Origin of the sequence: Streptomyces sp. NPDC058872 (assembly GCF_042743065.1) — a bacterium.
In the GTDB taxonomy this organism is placed as follows: Bacteria; Actinomycetota; Actinomycetes; order Streptomycetales; family Streptomycetaceae; genus Streptomyces.
Window position 1 is genome coordinate 22,438 of sequence record NZ_JBHYMK010000045.1, and the last position, 17,153, is coordinate 39,590.

The window sequence follows — 17,153 nt, forward strand, 5'->3', positions numbered from 1 at the left end:
GCATGGCGGCCAACGCGATCGACCAGACGAGGCGAATGCTCTCCCTCGTCACCTATCTCCGAGAGCGCCCCGGCGCCCACGTCGCCGACGTGGCCCGTGCCTTTGGGATCACCGAGGACGAGCTCATCGCCGACCTGGACGTGCTGCCCATGTGCGGCACCAGCTTCCGCGGCGGGGACCTGCTCGACATCGACACCGACGGCGACCGGATCTGGTGGCACAACCCCGACGACGTGGCGGAACCGCTGCGGCTCGCCGCTGACGAGGCGACCGCGCTGCTCGTTGCCGCGCGTGCCGTCGCGACCCTGCCGGGGCTCCGCGAGAGCGACCGGGAAGCCCTGCTGCGCGCCACCGCCAAGCTGGAGGCCGCGGCCGGTGAGGCCGCCGGGGCCAGTGCCCGGCTCTCGGTCACCTTCGAATCCGAAGGAGGGGTCTTCGCCGAGGTGGACCGGGCGATCTCCGAGCGGCGACGCCTCTGGGTGCGGTACTACTCGCCCGCGCGCGACGAACTCACGGAGCGCGAGGTCGACCCGATCCGGCTCTTCGCCGTCGGCCACACCTACATGGAGGCGTGGTGCCGGCTCTCCGAGGCGCGCCGCACCTTCCGGCTCGACCGCGTCGCGGAGATCCGCATCCTCGACGAGCACGCCGCGCCGCCCGAACTGGAACTGCGGGACCTCTCCGAGGGCCTCGTCCAGCCGTCCGCCGATGACCCCGAGGTGGTCGTCGAGGTCGGACCCGGCGGACGCTGGGTGGCCGAGTACTACCCGCACGACCGGGCCGAGGAACTGTCCGACGGCGGACTCCGGATCACCCTGCGGACGCCCGACCCCGCCTCCCTGCGCAGGCTGGCGCTGCGGTTGGGCAGCGACGGACGCATCGTGGCGCCTGCGGACCTCGCGGACAGTGCGAGGGCGGCGGCCGGTGCGGCGCTCGCCGCGTACGAAGCCGTGTGACGTTCCTCGGTCCGGGGGCGCTGTTACTGACGTGATGCCAAAGTCGAGAGAGATGAGGGAGATGTCCGCGATGTATGGACTTGCGGCTTCCGTGACCCCGGTCCTCTTCAAGGCCGCCTGTCCCGACTGCCGCTCCCGCTTCGAACTCTCCGCGAGCGCCCTGTGCCTCGCCATCGGGGCCAGTCGCCGCACCACCTTCTACTCCTTCACCTGCCCCGAGTGCGGCAGTTCCGTCCGCAAGCCCGCCGGTGAGCGCATCGTCGAGCTCCTCACCGGCGGTGGCGTCCGCACCCTGCGCCTCCACACCACCGTCTGAACGATCCGCGCCCGTCCAAGGTCTAGGCTCAGCACATGTTCTGGCCCATGCTCGCCATCGCCCTCGGCTTCCTCGGCCTCGCCGTCCTCGGCGGCCTCGCCGTCCGGGTCTTCCTCGAGGTCAGGCGCCTCGGCCGTCAAGTGGCCCACACCACACGGCGCATCAACCAGGCCGCCCAGGAATTGGAAACCGCCGCCGCCGATCTTGCCCGAACCGGTGAGTCGCTCCGTTAGATCGGTGCCGTACGCTGCTGGAAACGCCCTTGATCCGGCCCCGCGTGGTGCAATCGGGAGTATGCACGGGCATTGCCCCGCGTTTACTCCTGCGGGTTACGATCGCAGGCAGCGCGGTGGCCGGACGCATGTCCGACCGGCCGGGCACGCACTCCCCATGCCGCCTCGGTGAGAAGGTAGACCACAGCCATGTTCCGTCAGATCGGTCCCCTCGAGATCAGCCTCATCCTGCTCGTCGTCGTGCTGCTCTTCGGCGCCAAGAAGCTCCCCGAGATGGCGCGTTCCCTGGGCAAGTCCGCCCGCATCCTGAAGAGCGAGGCGAAGGCGATGAAGACCGAGGGCACGGAGGGCGCCGCCGCCCCTGCCGCCCAGACCGCCGAGCAGACGACCGCTGCTCCGCGGACCATCAAGGCCGCCCCCGGCGACGTCACCTCGGCCCGGCCCGTCACCGAGACCACGGACACCACCCAGCGCTGATCCGGTTCGACCCGCTCGCCCCAAGGCCGCAGCACCGCGGCCTGCCCGCATGAGATGAGGACGTGGGTTGCTCAAGTCTGCCCGCACACAGAAGCAGAAGGATCCCGAGGGGCGGATGCCGCTCGTGGACCACCTGCGCGAGCTGCGCAACCGCGTGGCCAAGGCGATGCTGGCGATCGTCGTGGCCTCCGTCGTGGCCGCGTTCTTCAGCCAGCAGCTGATGGACCTTCTGTCCTCGCCCGTGCCGAAGTGCCCGCCCGACACCACGGTCTCCGACAACACCGGCGGGCGCTGCGTCATCATCGCGTACCAGACCATGCTGTCGCCGTTCACCTCGACGGTGAAGGTGGTCATGTTGGCGGGCGTCATCGCCTCCACGCCGGTCTGGCTGTACCAGCTGTGGGCGTTCGTCGCGCCGGGCCTCCACAAGAGCGAGAAGAAGTACACGTACTACTTCGCCGCCGCTGCGGTCCCCCTCTTCGCCGCCGGCACGTACACCGCCTACCTGATCATGCCGGTCAGCGTGAAGGTCCTCATCAGCATCACGCCCGACGTGGCGTCGAACTTCCTCTCGCTCGACGACCTCCTGGACTTCACCACCCGCATGGTGCTCGTCTTCGGCCTGGCCTTCGAGCTGCCGCTGTTGTTGATGATGCTCAACTTCACGGGACTGGTCACGGGCAAGCGCATGGCCGGGTGGTGGCGCGCCATGGTCATGAGCACCTTCATCTTCGGCGCCGTGGCCACCCCGTCCACCGACCCGCTCGGCATGATCGCCCTCGCGGGTCCGATCATCGTCCTCTACTTCATGGCGGTCGGTGTCGCCCTCCTCAACGACCGCCGGCGCCAGCGCGCCAACCCCGATGCCGAGCTGAGCGACGACGAGGCCTCCTCGCTCGACCTCACCCCCGAGGTCGTGGGCGCCGTCGAACCCCTGAACGGAACCCGCTCCCTGCCCGAGCAGGCCACCGGCGAGCAGGGTGGGACCGGGACGCACCGGACCAACGGCTACGACGACATCACCTGATCTTGTAGGGTCCTCCCAGACTCCGTCCGGGGGGACCCATGGCCAGCGACATCACCCTCTTCGTCAATCCGACTGCCGGCCGCGGTCGCGGCGCCCGCGCCGCCCAGCCCGCGGCCAGGGCCCTCCGGGACGCCGGATTCTCCGTCCGCACCGTCCTCGGGGTGGACGCCGAGGACGCCCTGGCGCGCGCCCGCCGGGCCGTCGGCGGGGGCACCGGAGCCCTCGTCGTCGTCGGGGGCGACGGCATGGTCTCCCTCGCGCTCCAGGCCGTCGCCGGCACCACCACCCCCCTCGGGGTCGTCGCCGCCGGAACCGGCAACGACTTCGCCCGCACCCTCGGCCTTCCCGTCCGCGAACCGGCCGCCGCGGCCCGGCTCGCCGCCGACGCCCTCAAGGGCGGGGGAGCCCGGGCCGTGGACCTCGGGCGGGTGACGGTCGGAACCCGCACCCGCTGGTACGGCACGGTCCTCGCCTCGGGCTTCGACTCCCGCGTCAACGACCGGGGCAACCGGATGCGCCTCCCCGTCGGGCGCTTCAAGTACGACCTCGCGATCCTCGCCGAGCTCGCCGCCTTCAAGCCCGTCCCGTACCGCCTCGCCTTCGACGACGGGCGCGTGCTGGAGGTCGACGCGACCCTGGTGGCCGTCGGCAACGGCACCTCCTACGGCGGCGGCATGCGGATCTGTGCCGATGCCCGCACCGACGACGGACTCCTGGACGTGACGGTCGTCGGCGACTGCGACCGCACCACCCTGATCAAGGTGTTCCCCCGCGTTTACCGGGGCACCCACCTCGACCACCCCAAGGTCACCACCCACCGGGTCCGCTCCCTCACCCTCGACGCCCCCGGCACCACCGGCTACGCCGACGGCGAGCGCCTGGGCTCCCTGCCGCTCGCCGTGGAGTGCGCACCGGGTGCGCTGCGCGTCCTCGCGCCGCCCGTGCCCCCCACCGGAGCCCCACCCTCCACATCCCCTCAATAAAGATCGCGTCACTGTCACAGGGGGCGGGTAGGCTCGACAACAAGATGACAGAGGACCTCACACCAGCCGAGGCGTACGCGGCGGCCCGCGCCCGCAACGCCGAGCAGGCCACCGCGCTGGCCCCCTTCCGCGAGATGTACGACTTCGACCTGGACCCCTTCCAGATCGAGGCCTGCCAGGCACTCGAATCGGGAAAGGGCGTGCTCGTCGCCGCGCCGACGGGATCCGGGAAGACCATCGTCGGCGAGTTCGCCGTCCACCTGGCCCTCGCCCAGGGCCGCAAGTGCTTCTACACGACCCCCATCAAGGCACTGTCGAACCAGAAGTACGCCGATCTCGTCAAACGGTACGGGGGCGACAAGGTCGGTCTGCTCACCGGTGACAACAGCGTCAACGGCGACGCCCCGATCGTCGTCATGACCACCGAAGTCCTCCGCAACATGCTCTACGCGGGATCCCAGGCACTCTCCGGCCTCGGGTACGTCGTGATGGACGAGGTCCACTACCTCTCCGACCGCTTCCGCGGCGCCGTCTGGGAGGAAGTGATCATCCACCTCCCCGAGTCCGTCACCCTCGTCTCGCTCTCCGCGACCGTCTCCAATGCCGAGGAGTTCGGCGACTGGCTCGACACCGTACGCGGCGACACCGAGGTCATCGTTTCGGAGAGCCGGCCCGTGCCGCTCTGGCAGCACGTGCTCGCCGGGCGCCGGATGTACGACCTCTTCGAGGAGGAGACCGACCACGGCGGTCGGGGCGCCTCCCGGCGGGAGCTCAACCCCGACCTCCTCCGTCTCGCCCGCACCGAGAACACGCGCACGTACAACCCGCGCGACCGGCGGCGCGGCAAGATGGTCCGCGAGGCCGACCGCGAGCGCGAGCGTCGTCAGCGCTCCAGGATCTGGACGCCCGGGCGCCCCGAGGTCATCGAGCGCCTCGACGCCGAAGGGCTGCTGCCCGCCATCACCTTCATCTTCAGCCGCGCCGGCTGCGAGTCAGCCGTGCAGCAGTGCCTCTACGCCGGTCTCCGACTCAATGACGACGAGGGACGGCAGCGGGTCCGGGAGATCGTCGAGGCGCGCACCGCGGCGATCCCCTCCGAGGACCTCCACGTCCTCGGGTACTACGAGTGGCTCGAAGCCCTGGAGCGGGGCATCGCCGCCCACCACGCCGGAATGCTCCCGACCTTCAAGGAGGTCGTCGAGGAGCTCTTCGTCCGTGGGCTCGTCAAGGCGGTCTTCGCCACCGAGACCCTGGCCCTCGGCATCAACATGCCCGCGCGCTCCGTCATCCTGGAGAAGCTCGTCAAGTGGAACGGCGAGCAGCACGCGGACATCACTCCCGGCGAGTACACCCAGCTCACCGGTCGTGCCGGACGTCGTGGCATCGACGTCGAGGGGCACGCCGTCGTGCTCTGGCAGCGCGGCCTCGACCCCGAGCACCTCGCCGGACTCGCCGGCACCCGCACCTACCCGCTGCGCTCCAGCTTCAAGCCCTCGTACAACATGGCGGTCAACCTGGTCGACCAGTTCGGTCGGCACCGTTCCCGCGAGCTGTTGGAGACCTCCTTCGCCCAGTTCCAGGCCGACCGCTCCGTCGTGGGCATCTCGCGCCAGGTCCAACGGAACGAAGAGGGGCTCCAGGGCTACCGCGAGGGCATGACCTGTCACCTCGGTGACTTCGAGGAGTACGCGCGGCTCCGCCGCGACCTCAAGGACCGCGAGACCGAACTGGCACGGCAGGGTGCGGCCCAGCGCCGCGCCCAGGCAGCCAGCTCCCTGGAGAAGCTCAAGCCCGGTGACGTCATCCACGTCCCCACCGGAAAGTTCGCCGGCCTCGCGCTCGTGCTCGACCCGGGCATCCCCGCGGGCCGCACCAACGGCCACCGGGGCTTCGAGCACCACGACGGGCCGCGCCCCCTCGTCCTCACCGCCGAGCGGCAGGTCAAGAGGCTCGCCTCCATCGACTTCCCGGTTCCGGTCGAGGCGCTGGAGCGCATGAGGATCCCCAAGTCCTTCAACCCGCGCTCCCCGCAGTCCCGGCGCGATCTCGCCTCCGCCCTGCGCAGCAAGGCCGGGCACATCAACCCCGAGCGGCACCGCAGGCAGCGGTCGGCAGCCGCGGACGACCGCGAGATCGCCAGGTTGCGCACCGCGATCCGAGCCCACCCCTGTCACGGCTGCGACGAGCGCGAGGACCACGCCCGCTGGGCCGAGCGCCACCACCGGCTGCAGCGGGACACCCAGCAGTTGGAGCGGCGCATCGAGGGCCGTACCAACACCATCGCCCGCACCTTCGACCGGATCGTCGCGCTCCTCACCGAGCTCGACTACCTGCGCGGCGACGAGGTCACCGCCAATGGCAAGCGGCTCGCCCGGCTCTACGGCGAACTCGACCTGCTGGCCAGCGAATGCCTCCGCGACCGGGTGTGGGAAGGTCTCACCCCGGCCGAACTCGCGGCCTGCGTTTCGGCGTTGGTGTTCGAGGCGCGCCAGTCCGACGACGCCGTCGTGCCCAAACTGCCCAGTGGGAACGCGAAGGCCGCCCTCGGCGAGATGGTCCGCATCTGGGGTCGACTGGACGCCCTCGAAGAGGAGTTCAAGATCAACCAGGCGGAGGGGGTCGGTCAGCGCGAGCCCGATCTCGGCTTCGCCTGGGCCGCCTACCAATGGGCCTCCGACAAGAGCCTCGACGAGGTGCTCAGGGAGGCGGAGATGCCCGCGGGCGACTTCGTCCGCTGGTGCAAGCAGGTGATCGACGTCCTCGGACAGGTCGCTGCGGCGGCGCCCAAGGAGAACAGCACCGTCGCCAAGAACGCCCGCAAGGCCGTGGACGCGCTGCTGCGCGGGGTCGTCGCCTACAGTTCGGTGGGCTGACGGGGCGTCTCTTTCCGGTGGGGTCCACGGTCTTCGGGGCGTGGACCCCACCGTTGCGTCGTACCGGAGGTTTTCCACAGGTCCTTGTCCACAGGGGTGGCGCGGGGGTCCGGCCTTCCGCTTGCATGGACCCGCAAGCAGAGGACGTCAGTCGGAGAGGACGCGCATGACCGTGCACGCTGGTCCGGGTGTGGGGGCACGAGACGAGGGGCAGCGGGCCGAGCCGTCGGGCCGGGGGCACGTCGAGGGGGTGACACCGGCGTTCGCCGAGGGGCCCCGGGGCCTGCCGCTCCTCGGAAACCTTCCCGCCTTCGGCAAGGATCCCCTGGCCTTCTTCGAACTCCTGCGGGAGCGGGGGGACTTCGTGCGCTGGCGCTTCGGTCGCGGTCCCGCCCTCTTCATCGCCCACCCCGATGCCATCGGTGAACTCCTCACCGAGGTCGAGCGGACCTTCGACCAGCCCGATCTGGGCATTGCGTTCCGGACCCTCCTCGGCAACGGCACCGTCGTCGCCAAGGGGGCCGACTGGCGGCGCAAGCGCTCGCTGGTACAGCCCTCGGTCCGCCCCAAGCAGGTGCGCTCCTATGCGTCGACGATGGCGGAGTGCGCCGTCGCCCTGGCCGACCGCTGGACGGACGGGCAGCACGTCGACATCAAGAAGGAGATGGCGGCGCTCACCCAACTCATCGCGGTGCGGACCATCTTCGGCGTCGACACCGCTGCGGACGCCGAGTCCATCGGCCGTGCGATGGACGTCGCGCAGAAGGAGATCGGAGCCGAGTTCAGCGGCATCGGCGCCCTGTTGCCCGACTGGGTGCCCACCCCCGGGCGCGCCCGCATCAAGCGGGCCACCGCCGTCATCGACGCCGAGGTCTCCCGGGTGGTCTCCCGTCACCGCGGCGGCGACACCGAGCGCCCCGACCTGCTGAGCCGGCTCCTGACCGCCCGTGACGAGACCGGCGCCAGCCTTTCCGACCGCGAGATCCGCGACGAGACCGTCACCCTCTACATCGGCGGTCACGAGACGACCAGCTCCACCCTCGTCTGGGCCTGGTACCTGCTCTCCCAGAACCCGCGGGTCCGCGAGGCGCTCACCGCGGAACTCGACCGCGTCCTCGCCGACCACGAACCCGGATACGACGATTACGCGGAGCTCACCTACGCCCAGGCGGTCATCAAGGAGACGCTCCGCCTCTACCCCACCATCTGGCTCCTCACGGGCATCGCCAAGGAGGGCGCCACCCTCGGTGGCACCCCGGTGCCCGCCGGTACCCGGGTGTGGTCGAGCCAGTGGGCCACCCATCGCGACCCCCGCTGGTACGGGGACCCGGAAGCCTTCCGCCCCGAGCGCTGGCTCCCCGGCGAGGACGGCGAGCCGGCCGAAAGGATCCCGGAGTACGCCTGGTACCCCTTCGGCGGTGGTCCCCGCGTGTGCCTGGGCACCCGCTTCGCCCTCGTCGAAGCGGTCCTCGTCCTCGCCGTCCTCGCCCGGCGCTACGACCTCGACGTCACGACCGGGGGGATACGTCCGGTCCCCAGCCTCACCCTCCAACCGGACCGGGACGTCCTCGCCACCGTCCGGGCCCGGAAGTGAGGGCGGCGACGGGGCGGTTTCCCGCAGTCGCACGATGACCGGGTGCGGCTAGGGTCACTGGATGGTTCATGATCCAGATACCTTCGACACCGCGATGGCCGCCTGGCAGGAATGGCAGGAGGCCCCGTGGGGCCGGCTCCGTTACGCGCTCGCCGAGGCCAACCTGGTGCGCGACCTCGGCGACGGCTGCGGAGCCGGGCCCCGGCGGATTCTCGACCTCGCGGGTGGCGACGGAGGCGACGCGCTGCGGCTGGCCGCGCGCGGGCACCTCGTCACCGTCGTCGACCACGCGCCGGCCATGTTGGCCGCCGCCGAGGCGCGAGCCGCGGAGCGCGGCCTGTCGGACCGGGTGACATGTGTCCGGGCGGACGTGCACGCCATGCCGGTGGACCTCGTCGAGGGGGACTTCGACGTGGTGCTGTGCCACAACCTCCTGCCATACGTGGAGGACGCCGCGACGACCCTGGCCGCGGTGCTCGCACCGTTGGGGGAAGGAGGCCTCCTCTCCGTGATGGCGATCAACCGGCACTCGGCGCCCCTGAACATCGCCGTGCGGGAGGCAAACCCGGCGGCAGCCCTGGCAGCGCTCGACGAGGGGCGGCTCCAGAACGAAATGTTCGATTCCCAACTGGCCCTGCACACGGCCGAGGAGATCATTCCCGTACTCGGGGAACTCGGTTGCGAGGACGTCCGGCACTACGGCATCCGCAGCTTCTGCGACTACCTCACCGACGATGCCCGCAAGTACGACGAGAGCTACTACGCCGATCTGGAACGACTGGAACTCGCCACGACCGCGCGACCTCCGTACATGCACACCGCGCGGCTCTTCCAACTCACGGCCCGCAGGCGAAAGGTGTCCTGACGGCCCTTCCGTGCAGGTGCGCACCCCCTGAAGGGTCCGGTCATCCCCTCCGTGGGGGGATGGTGTCCGGTGTGCGCCCGGGCGCCGGGGGTTTCGGCGGCCAGGCCGCACCCGGCACGTCCCCCACCGTGGAACCTGGTACGACGCCCTCGGCCCGCTCGATGTCCGGCATCCGGCCAGCGCAGACCGGGGGGTCGCGCCATCGTCCGGCAGGTCCCGGGCCGCCGTGAGGGGCGGCCCGGGCGGTCACGCGGCTACGGGGGCCGCGTGCCGTTGCTGCCGGGACGCCCAGAGCGAGCGGACGACCAGGAAGAGGGGGAGGCCGATGGGGGAGAGGAGGATGGTCAGGACGAGGAGGGGCGCCATCAGGAGCGGGGGCACGGCGAGGCGGCGGGCCTCGCGGTACATCCACTGACCGATGAGGAGGTCCCAGGCGATGACCTGGGCCCAGAGCGCACCGGCGCCGTCGGGAAGGGCGGTGAGGGCACGGAAGGCGTCGAGGTCGGGTTGGCTGACCGCTGCCCAGAGTTCCGGCAGCACCGGGACGGCGAACACCGCCCAGAGGGCCAGGAGCGGCAGCACGGTCAGCGGGGAGGCCGCGAGGCGTTCGGTGCCGCGCCAGCGCGGTGCCACGATCATGAGCAGCCAGACCGGCGCGGCGAGGAGGAAGGTCAGCTCGAAGAGGCGGTCGGTCATCCCACGACCTCCTCGGCCCGGGCGGGGGAGTCGGCGGAGGTGCGGAGGGACAGTACGGCGGCTGCGGTCCCGAGCAGCAGGATCGCCCCCGCGCCGGCGAGCGTCGCACCGTCCGGTGCGAACAGCGCCTGGCCGCGCAGCGCCTGCCAGGTGAGCAGGACGAAGACCGCCGCGTACACCGCCGAGGCCGTGAGCGTGAGGCGCAGCCGTACCTGTTCGTCGGCGAGGCGGGCGAATCCGGGGAACCGGTGGGAACGCGAGGCGAGGGCGGTCAAGACGATCAGCAGCAGCGGGAGCAGTTGGAGCGCGTGCATGCCGAAGAAGTGCGCCACGCGCAGGTCGCCACCGGTGGTCGCCCAACCGGTCAGCGGCATCGACGGTCCGCCGTCGGGGACCCCGACGCTGTGGGCGCCGATGATCGGCGAGTCCTCGACCGCCAGTTGTTCCGGTGTGGGGCGGACCATCAGGAAGCCGACGGCGGTGCCCGCCAGGGCGATCAGCGAGGACAGTCGGACGGCCCAGGCCATCGCCCGGTCGAGGATCCGGGCGCGCAGCAGGAGCACGGCGATGACCAGGGCGGCCAGCCACAGTACGACGATGGTGCCCCCCATGGCCTGGAAGACGGCTGCGTCGAAGGGGGTCGCCTGGTTGAAGTGGCTCTGGGTGCCGCGGAGGACCTGGAGGGTGATGAGGCTCATCTCCACGGCGCTGGCGGCGGTGATGACCGTCCCGGCCCACCAGCCGATCCGTTGGCCCCGGGGCAGCAGCGAGAGCATCCAGGCCAACGACAGCCCGTAGGCGACGAACGAGACCGAGAACTTGAACGGCTTGGTCCAGATCGGCACGCCGACCAGGGTCCGGTCGTCGACGAGGAGGCCGACGGCGGAGACGAGGGCGAAGACGCCCATCGCTGCGGCGAACCAGACCAGCGGTTGGTGCAGCCGGAACGGTGCGGGTGAAGGGGCGGGTGGGCGTTGCGGGTTCGGCGAAGACATGGGAATCCCCCGTGACAAGGATGGATAGTGGCACTCTCCACTATCTGATAGCGCCACTATCTATGATGGGGTGTCGGTCGGCAAGGCCTGAATGGTGCTGGGAAGGTGAACGCACGGTGCGTATTGGAGAGTTGAGTCGCAGGACCGGAGTGTCCGTGCCGACGATCAAGTTCTACGTACGGGAAGGGCTCCTTCCTGCCGGCGAACTGACCAGTCCGAACCAGGCCTCGTACGCGGAGACGCACGTGCAGCGACTTCGCCTGATCCGGGCGCTCCTGGACGTCGGCGGCATGCCGGTGGCGGACATCCGCGAGGTCATCGCGGCGATCGACGACTCCGACCAGACCGTGCACCAGGTGCTGGGCGCTGCCACGAAGCGGATGGTGCCGCGCTGTGACCGCGAACCGAGCGCCGGCTTGGAGGAGGCGCGGGAGCGGATCGCCGAACTGATCGCCGCGCACGGTTGGCAGACCTATTCGGGGGGCCAGACGACGGAGGCGTTGGTGGCGGCCCTCGCCGCGCTGCACGAGCTCGGGCACGGCGCGTTCGACGAGGTGCTCGACGTCTACGCGGACGCGGCGGAGCGGGTGGCGCAGGCAGATCTGGAATACGTGGCCCGCTATGCGGCGCGCGAGGAGCTCGTGGAGCGGGTCGCCGCCGGTACGGTCCTCGGCGACGCGATCTTCTCCGCGCTGCGCCGGTTGGCCCAGGTGGACGCCTCGGAGCGCATCTTCGGCGAGTCCCCCTGAGGGCCGTCCCGCAGTCACCGGCGGGTGCACGGCGACGGTCGCGGCACCTCACCGGGGCGTCGGGCCACCCGGACGGGTCCGGCCGGAGGCCTTCTCCCGTCTGCGACGCACCGCGTCCGGCGCCGTGCGCTGGTCCGGCCCGACGTCCGTTCGGCAGGGGGTGAGCGCGAGGGATCGCCGGCTGCCCGCCCCGCCGAACGGTGAGGGGGGACGGGGGCTGCCCGTCCCCCCTGGGGGTCTCAGTCCTCCTGTTCGCGGGAGTCTCAGTCCTCCTGTTCGCGCTCCACCTGCTCGTTCCACTCGCGCTTGATCGCGCGCCAGGCTTCGTCCGACTTGCCCAGGCGCCAGTAGCCCGAGATCGACAGGCGTTCGCGCGCCACTCCGCGGTCGTGCCGCAGGTGTCGGCGCAGTTCCTTCACGAAGCCCGCCTCGCCGTGCACGAAGGCGTGCACGTCACCGGCGGGGAAGTCCAGTGCGGTGACGGCCTCGACGAGTGCCCGGCCCGTCGGGGCCTCGCCCCGGTGCAGCCAGGTGACGTCGATGTCCGTCGCCGTCGCGAGCTTCTGTTCCTCGGCCGCGTCCGCGACCTCGATGAGGACCCGGGCCCGAGCCCCCTCGGGCAGTTGCTCCAGGGTTGCCGCGATGGCCGGCAGGGCGCTCTCGTCCCCCACGAGCAGATGCCAGTCCGCCGTCGGGTCCGGCGCGTAGCCGCCGCCGGGGCCGAGGAAGCGCACGAGCTCGCCCGCCCGGGCGCGTGCTGCCCAGGGCCCGGCCAGGCCCTCGTCGCCGTGCACCACGAAGTCGATGGTCAGTTCGCGGTGGACGGGGTCCCAGGCCCGCACCGTGTACGTGCGGGTCGTCGGCCACTGCTCCCTGGGGAACTCCGCCCGGATCCGCTCCATGTCGAAGGGCTCCGGATAGCTGACGCCTTCGGGGGCGAAGAGGAGCTTCACGTAGTGATCGGTGTAGGCGCCTGCCTCGAAGCCTTCGAGCCCGGGGCCGCCCAGCACGACCCGCACCATGTGCGGAGTGATCCGCTCGGTGTGCACCACGCGCGCTTCGGTGGCCTTCGGTGCCTTGCGGGTCGGCTGTTCTGCCACGGCGGGCTCTCCTGACTCTGCGTACTTAGGTATGCCTAAGCTAGCACTTCGTGCGCCAAGGGGCCCGGTGTGCCTCCGGGGTCGGGTTTCCGGGGAGGCCGGGGAAGGCGGTCGGCTCAGCGCTCCAGGACCGGCAGCAGCCTGCCCACTGCGCCGCCCAGTCCCCAGCGCTCCACCAGCGCTTCCAGGGCGGCCGGGTCGCGGGGGGCGGTCGGCAGGGCCGGGTCGAACTCCGGCAGCGGCACGTCGGTGGCGACCCGCACCACCGTCGGCGCCACGTCCAGGTATTCGGCTGCCTCCAGGATCCCCCGTCGCTTCGCCGGGGTGAGCTTGGAGGTCGGGTCCCCGGCCGCCGCCCGTACGCCCGCCAGGTCCTCGTACTCCGTGATCAGCTGTGCCGCCGTCTTCTCGCCGATCCCCTTCACCCCGGGCAGGCCGTCGCTCGCGTCTCCGCGCAGCGCCGCGAAGTCCGCGTACTGGTCGGGGCGGACTCCGTACTTGGTGCGGATCAGCTCGGCGTCCACCAGGTCGCAATCGCCCACGCCCTTCCGCGGGTACAACACCCGCACGCCCCGGACGTCGTCCACCAGCTGGAACAGGTCGCGGTCTCCCGTGACGATGTCCACGGCGTGCTCGGCGCGGGTCGCCAGTGTTCCGATCACGTCGTCCGCTTCGTATCCCGGGGAGCCGATCCGGGCGATGCCCAGTGCGGCGAGGACCTCTTCGATCACCGGCACCTGCGGGGCCAGCGTGTCCGGGACCTCCTCCTCGTCCGGGCCGGCCGAGGTCTCCGCGACCACGCGGTGCGCCTTGTAGGAAGGGATCAGGTCCACCCGCCACTGCGGTCGCCAGTCCTCGTCCCAGCAGGCGACCAGTGCATCGGGGCGGTGGTCCTGGACGAGTCGGGTGATGAAGTCGAGCAATCCGCGGACGGCGTTCACCGGGGTGCCGTCGGGTGCTCGGACGGAGTCCGGCACGCCGAAGTACGCGCGGAAGTAGAGGCTTGCGGTGTCGAGGAGCATCAGGCGTCGCGTCACCCCCCGATCATGCCGCACCCCACTGACGGTCCCGCCGAGCGGCGTGCTCCCCCCTCCTGCCCGGGCACGGGGCCGCACCCCCTTCGGGGGATGTCCGCTCGGGGCCCACCCTCCGGTCGTGGTCGTGGTCGTGGTCGTGGTCGTGGTCAGGGGCGAAGGCGAAGCCGGGCCCGGGGCGAGACCAAGCAGGGGGAGGCCGGACGCTTCAAGGGCCGGACCATCGGCATCGAGCCCGGTGCCGGAACGACGGGCGTCCTCAAGGACGAGGTCCTCGGGGCGTACGGCCTGGAGGGGGAGCACGAGCTCGTCGACGGCTCGACGCCCGGCATGCTCGCCGAACTGGAGCGCGCCTACGACCGCAAGGAACCGGTCGTCGTCACCCTCTGGTCCCCGCACGGGGCCCACTCCGCCCACGATCCGAAGAAGCTCGCCGACCCCCAGGAGGGCGAGGGCGAGGGCGTCCGCACCCTCGCCCGCAAGGGCCTCGCCGCGGAGAACTCCGAGGTCAGCCGTTGGCTGAAGGGCTTCTCCCTCACCGAGGAGCAGCTCAGCGGCCTCGAAGCCGTCATCCAGGAGACCGGCAAGGGCAAAAGGGCAAGGAGCAACAAGCGGTCAGGACCTGGCTCGACCGGAACCCCGACCTTGGTGGAGGAGCCCGTCCCGCAGCAGCCACGGGGGCCGTCGAGGTTCACTGGCCGAAAAGGAGTGGTCGCCGATCGTGTGCGGTGACCACTCCTTTTCGGCACGACGCGAAACCCCGCCCCAAAGCTGCGTAAGGTTCAGGTAACCGACTGGTGCGAGCAGAGGGAGGGAGTCGACGTGGACGAGAAGGAAGCACCCCGCGTGGGCGCGGCCGTCAAGAGGCGCCGCAGAGCGCTCCAGCTCACCCTGGCCGTCGTCGCCTCCCGCAGCGGGCTCTCCGTGCCCTTCCTCAGCCAGATCGAGAACGAGCGGGCCCGACCGAGCCGCCGCTCCCTGGAGCACGTCGCCGAGGCGCTGGAGACCACGGTCGGCGAGCTCCTCGCCGCCGCCGAGGCCTCCCGCACGGTCGACGTCGTACGGGCCGGGGAGCGCTCCTCGGTGCTGCCCCCGGGGGTGCGGTCGCTGGTTCGGGGCCGGCACCAGCTGCACGCCATGGAATTCACCGGCGAGCAGGACGCCGGCCGTGAGTTCCAGCACCGGAACGACGAGCTCCTCTATGTCGCCGACGGTGCCGCCGAGGTCGAGGCGGAGGGGCGGGCCCATCGACTCGGCCGTGGTGACACGCTTTACCTCTCCGGCGGGGTCCGCCACCGGTGGCGCGCCACCGAACCCGGCACCCGTCTTCTCGTCGTCGCCGTCGGCGACCACGTCGAGGCGGAGGAGGAATGAGCGGGGGAAGGGGAGCCGGGAGCCCCCGGGTCGTCTCCCTGGTGCCGTCCCTCACCGAGGCCGTCGCCGTCACCCGGCCCGGTGTCCTCGTCGGTGCGACCGACTGGTGCAGCCACCCCGCCGGTCTCGGCGCCACCCGGATCGGGGGCACCAAGAACCCGGACGTCGTGGCGATCTCCGCGCTCCGGCCCGACCTCGTCCTCGCCAACGAGGAGGAGAACCGCGCCGTCGACCTCGATGCCCTGCGCGCCGCCGGGCTGGAGGTCCTCGTCACCGAGATCCGCACCCTCGACCAGGGGATCGGAGAACTCGCGCGGGTCCTCGCCGCCTGCGGCGAACCCCGGCGACCGCGCTGGCTGGAGGAAGCCGAGTCGGCCTGGGCGGCCGTTGCGCCGATCGGCGAACTCACCGCCGTCGTACCGATCTGGCGGCGGCCCTGGATGGTCCTGGGGCGCGACACCTTCGCCGGCGACCTCCTCGCCCGCTTCGGCGTCCGGAACCTGTACGCCGACCACCCCGAGCGCTATCCCCGGATCCCGCTCGACGCGCTCCGCGCCACCGGCCCCGACCTCGTCGTCCTGCCCGACGAGCCCTACCGCTTCACGCACGACGACGGCCCCGAGGCGTTCCCCGGGACCGCCGCCGCCCTCGTCGACGGGCGCATGCTCACCTGGTACGGGCCTTCGCTGGCCGAGGCCCCGCAGGCACTCGCCCGGGCCCTGCGGGCAGCGCACCGCTGAGCAGTCCGCGTGCGGTGAGGGAACCGGCCACCAGCCAGGCCGCCACGAGCAATCCGTACAGGCCGGTCGCGAGCCAGCGGAACTCCGCCAGACCGGTGTGCCGGGCGAGTGCCGCGGCGCCCGTCACGCAGGTCCCGACCGGGAAGGTGAACGCCCAGAAGGTCATGGTGAAGCCCATGCCCCGCCGCCCGGCCCGCAGCGCCATCGCCCCGGCGAGCGCCAGCCACAGCAGCGCGAAGCCCATGACGGGCACCCCGTAGAGGACGGCGAAGGCGGCGAACCCGTGCGCGTACGGCGCGGGCAGCACCCCCGCGGCGGTGTCCGCGAACGCGCTCGCTGCCGTGGTCGACTGGCCCAAGGGCCCGAGGACCAGGAAGAGGGTGGGGGTGAGCGCGAGCGGCAGCGGCCCGCCGGTGACCAGCCGTCCGAAGACCAGGGGCAGCATTATCAGGGTGGCGATCAGGCTCATGCCGAACAGCGCGTAGCAGCCGATCAGCAGGGCCTCGCCGGCCCGCCCCGCGGGCAGATGGGGGACCAGCAGCGGACCGAGCGCGGCCGACACCATGGGGGCGACGACCGGCAGCAGCCACACCGGTGACGCGCTCTCGATCCGGTGGTGCACCACCATCAGGTACGGGACGGCCACCGCGGCCACCAGGCCGATCACGGTGCCGGCGGTGAAGAGGACGGCATCGAGGGCGACGGCCGCGGGGAGGCCGATCCAGTCCCGCCCCACCAGCAGTGCCCCGCCACCGACCGCGAGCAGGGCCATCGAGAGGCAGCCGTAGAACGGTGCCACCGCCGGGTCCAGGAGGTGCGCCCGGGCCTGGTCCCGGTGCCGGACCCAGTGCGCCGTGCGGGCCGCCACCAGGGCGAGCAACATGGCGCAGGACAGGGTCCAGACCGCCGCGCAGGCCGTACGGAGCCCCGGGACGTCCACCGGGAGCGCGGCACCCGCATTGGCGACGATGGCCGTGCCCATCACCGAGGCGTACCAGTTGGGGCCGAGGTGACGGACGGAGCGGGACGCCGGTGCGCCGGGGGTGGTGGCGCGGAGGGCCGGAAGGAGAGGTGCGAGGCTTGCCATGTCCCGATCGTTTCGCGCGGGAGCGGCCCCCACCAGGGATCTTGTGACTATGAG

General features: G+C 71.5%; 17 protein-coding genes and 1 pseudogene. 13 read left to right on the forward strand and 5 right to left on the reverse strand.

Features of this window, described 5'->3' with window-relative positions; translation table 11 throughout:
- The first annotated feature begins 2 nt into the window (after positions 1-2).
- The 9 genes from ACFW22_RS25380 (at position 3) to ACFW22_RS25420 (ending at position 9,324) form a co-directional block, all read left to right on the forward strand.
- Positions 3-956 (forward strand): helix-turn-helix transcriptional regulator, encoded by a 954-nt coding sequence (locus ACFW22_RS25380; RefSeq protein WP_386408666.1) that lies wholly within the window; start codon positions 3-5, stop codon positions 954-956.
- Positions 957-1,008: 52 nt separating this feature from the next.
- The gene (locus ACFW22_RS25385; protein ID WP_386408668.1) at positions 1,009-1,272 is read left to right on the forward strand and encodes a hypothetical protein; all 264 of its coding nucleotides are present in this window, start codon (positions 1,009-1,011) and stop codon (positions 1,270-1,272) included.
- 35 nt (positions 1,273-1,307) lie between these two features.
- On the forward strand, positions 1,308-1,505 hold the full coding sequence (locus ACFW22_RS25390) for a hypothetical protein (protein WP_386408670.1): 198 nt from the start codon (positions 1,308-1,310) through the stop codon (positions 1,503-1,505).
- 189 nt (positions 1,506-1,694) lie between these two features.
- The gene (tatA, locus tag ACFW22_RS25395) at positions 1,695-1,982 is read left to right on the forward strand and encodes a Sec-independent protein translocase subunit TatA (protein ID WP_386408672.1); all 288 of its coding nucleotides are present in this window, start codon (positions 1,695-1,697) and stop codon (positions 1,980-1,982) included.
- A gap of 67 nt (positions 1,983-2,049) precedes the next feature.
- Positions 2,050-3,009, forward strand: a complete 960-nt coding sequence (gene tatC / locus ACFW22_RS25400; RefSeq protein WP_386408674.1) for a twin-arginine translocase subunit TatC — start codon at positions 2,050-2,052, stop codon at positions 3,007-3,009.
- 38 nt (positions 3,010-3,047) lie between these two features.
- On the forward strand, positions 3,048-3,992 hold the full coding sequence (locus ACFW22_RS25405) for a diacylglycerol kinase (RefSeq protein ID WP_386408677.1): 945 nt from the start codon (positions 3,048-3,050) through the stop codon (positions 3,990-3,992).
- Between the two features lie 44 nt (positions 3,993-4,036).
- The gene (locus ACFW22_RS25410) at positions 4,037-6,865 is read left to right on the forward strand and encodes a DEAD/DEAH box helicase (protein WP_386408679.1); all 2,829 of its coding nucleotides are present in this window, start codon (positions 4,037-4,039) and stop codon (positions 6,863-6,865) included.
- A 166-nt stretch (positions 6,866-7,031) separates the two neighbouring features.
- Positions 7,032-8,459, forward strand: a complete 1,428-nt coding sequence (locus tag ACFW22_RS25415; protein ID WP_386408681.1) for a cytochrome P450 — start codon at positions 7,032-7,034, stop codon at positions 8,457-8,459.
- Positions 8,460-8,520: 61 nt separating this feature from the next.
- Positions 8,521-9,324 (forward strand): class I SAM-dependent methyltransferase, encoded by an 804-nt coding sequence (locus tag ACFW22_RS25420; RefSeq protein ID WP_386408683.1) that lies wholly within the window; start codon positions 8,521-8,523, stop codon positions 9,322-9,324.
- 246 nt (positions 9,325-9,570) lie between these two features.
- On the opposite strand, the gene ACFW22_RS25425 is transcribed toward ACFW22_RS25420, so the two are convergent.
- Positions 9,571-10,020, reverse strand: coding sequence for an ABA4-like family protein (locus tag ACFW22_RS25425; RefSeq protein WP_386408685.1), 450 nt, complete (start codon positions 10,018-10,020; stop codon positions 9,571-9,573).
- A complete protein-coding gene (locus tag ACFW22_RS25430) occupies positions 10,017-11,015 on the reverse strand; it encodes a hypothetical protein (RefSeq protein ID WP_386408687.1) in 999 nt (332 codons plus the stop codon). Before ACFW22_RS25430 ends, ACFW22_RS25425 begins: the two co-directional genes overlap by 4 nt.
- Positions 11,016-11,170: 155 nt before the next feature.
- On the opposite strand from ACFW22_RS25430, the gene ACFW22_RS25435 reads away from it, so the two are divergent.
- Positions 11,171-11,764 carry a MerR family transcriptional regulator gene (locus tag ACFW22_RS25435; RefSeq protein WP_386408689.1) on the forward strand — a complete coding sequence of 198 codons (594 nt, stop codon included), beginning with the start codon at positions 11,171-11,173 and terminating at the stop codon, positions 11,762-11,764.
- Positions 11,765-12,027: 263 nt separating this feature from the next.
- Here ACFW22_RS25435 and ACFW22_RS25440 read toward each other — a convergent pair whose 3' ends face one another.
- On the reverse strand, positions 12,028-12,864 hold the full coding sequence (locus tag ACFW22_RS25440; RefSeq protein ID WP_386408691.1) for a siderophore-interacting protein: 837 nt from the start codon (positions 12,862-12,864) through the stop codon (positions 12,028-12,030).
- Between the two features lie 116 nt (positions 12,865-12,980).
- A complete protein-coding gene (locus ACFW22_RS25445) occupies positions 12,981-13,886 on the reverse strand; it encodes a 5'-3' exonuclease H3TH domain-containing protein (protein WP_386408743.1) in 906 nt (301 codons plus the stop codon).
- Between the two features lie 201 nt (positions 13,887-14,087).
- Between ACFW22_RS25445 and ACFW22_RS25450 the strand changes: the two are divergent.
- From ACFW22_RS25450 to ACFW22_RS25460, 3 genes and pseudogenes are all read left to right on the forward strand, one after another.
- Positions 14,088-14,563, forward strand: a pseudogene (locus ACFW22_RS25450) (glycine betaine ABC transporter substrate-binding protein); the annotation flags it as partial.
- 157 nt (positions 14,564-14,720) lie between these two features.
- Positions 14,721-15,272 carry a helix-turn-helix domain-containing protein gene (locus ACFW22_RS25455; RefSeq protein ID WP_386408693.1) on the forward strand — a complete coding sequence of 184 codons (552 nt, stop codon included), beginning with the start codon at positions 14,721-14,723 and terminating at the stop codon, positions 15,270-15,272.
- A complete protein-coding gene (locus ACFW22_RS25460; RefSeq protein ID WP_386408695.1) occupies positions 15,269-16,012 on the forward strand; it encodes a helical backbone metal receptor in 744 nt (247 codons plus the stop codon). Before ACFW22_RS25455 ends, ACFW22_RS25460 begins: the two co-directional genes overlap by 4 nt.
- On the opposite strand, the gene ACFW22_RS25465 is transcribed toward ACFW22_RS25460, so the two are convergent.
- On the reverse strand, positions 15,939-17,099 hold the full coding sequence (locus ACFW22_RS25465; protein ID WP_386408697.1) for a TDT family transporter: 1,161 nt from the start codon (positions 17,097-17,099) through the stop codon (positions 15,939-15,941). The genes ACFW22_RS25460 and ACFW22_RS25465 overlap by 74 nt on opposite strands.
- Positions 17,100-17,153 lie beyond the last annotated feature (54 nt).

Excerpts from the sequence above, each read along its gene's own strand:
- ACFW22_RS25380 (WP_386408666.1), top strand. The coding sequence starts at position 3 with ATGGCGGCCAACGCGATCGACCAGACGAGGCGAATGCTCTCCCTCGTC.
- ACFW22_RS25385 (WP_386408668.1), top strand. The coding sequence starts at position 1,009 with ATGAGGGAGATGTCCGCGATGTATGGACTTGCGGCTTCCGTGACCCCG.
- ACFW22_RS25390 (WP_386408670.1), top strand. The coding sequence starts at position 1,308 with ATGTTCTGGCCCATGCTCGCCATCGCCCTCGGCTTCCTCGGCCTCGCC.
- tatA (WP_386408672.1), top strand. The coding sequence starts at position 1,695 with ATGTTCCGTCAGATCGGTCCCCTCGAGATCAGCCTCATCCTGCTCGTC.
- ACFW22_RS25405 (WP_386408677.1), top strand. The coding sequence starts at position 3,048 with ATGGCCAGCGACATCACCCTCTTCGTCAATCCGACTGCCGGCCGCGGT.
- ACFW22_RS25410 (WP_386408679.1), top strand. The coding sequence starts at position 4,037 with ATGACAGAGGACCTCACACCAGCCGAGGCGTACGCGGCGGCCCGCGCC.
- ACFW22_RS25415 (WP_386408681.1), top strand. The coding sequence starts at position 7,032 with ATGACCGTGCACGCTGGTCCGGGTGTGGGGGCACGAGACGAGGGGCAG.
- ACFW22_RS25420 (WP_386408683.1), top strand. The coding sequence starts at position 8,521 with ATGGTTCATGATCCAGATACCTTCGACACCGCGATGGCCGCCTGGCAG.
- ACFW22_RS25425 (WP_386408685.1), bottom strand. The coding sequence starts at position 10,020 with ATGACCGACCGCCTCTTCGAGCTGACCTTCCTCCTCGCCGCGCCGGTC.
- ACFW22_RS25430 (WP_386408687.1), bottom strand. The coding sequence starts at position 11,015 with ATGTCTTCGCCGAACCCGCAACGCCCACCCGCCCCTTCACCCGCACCG.
- ACFW22_RS25445 (WP_386408743.1), bottom strand. The coding sequence starts at position 13,886 with ATGCTCCTCGACACCGCAAGCCTCTACTTCCGCGCGTACTTCGGCGTG.
- ACFW22_RS25460 (WP_386408695.1), top strand. The coding sequence starts at position 15,269 with ATGAGCGGGGGAAGGGGAGCCGGGAGCCCCCGGGTCGTCTCCCTGGTG.
- ACFW22_RS25465 (WP_386408697.1), bottom strand. The coding sequence starts at position 17,099 with ATGGCAAGCCTCGCACCTCTCCTTCCGGCCCTCCGCGCCACCACCCCC.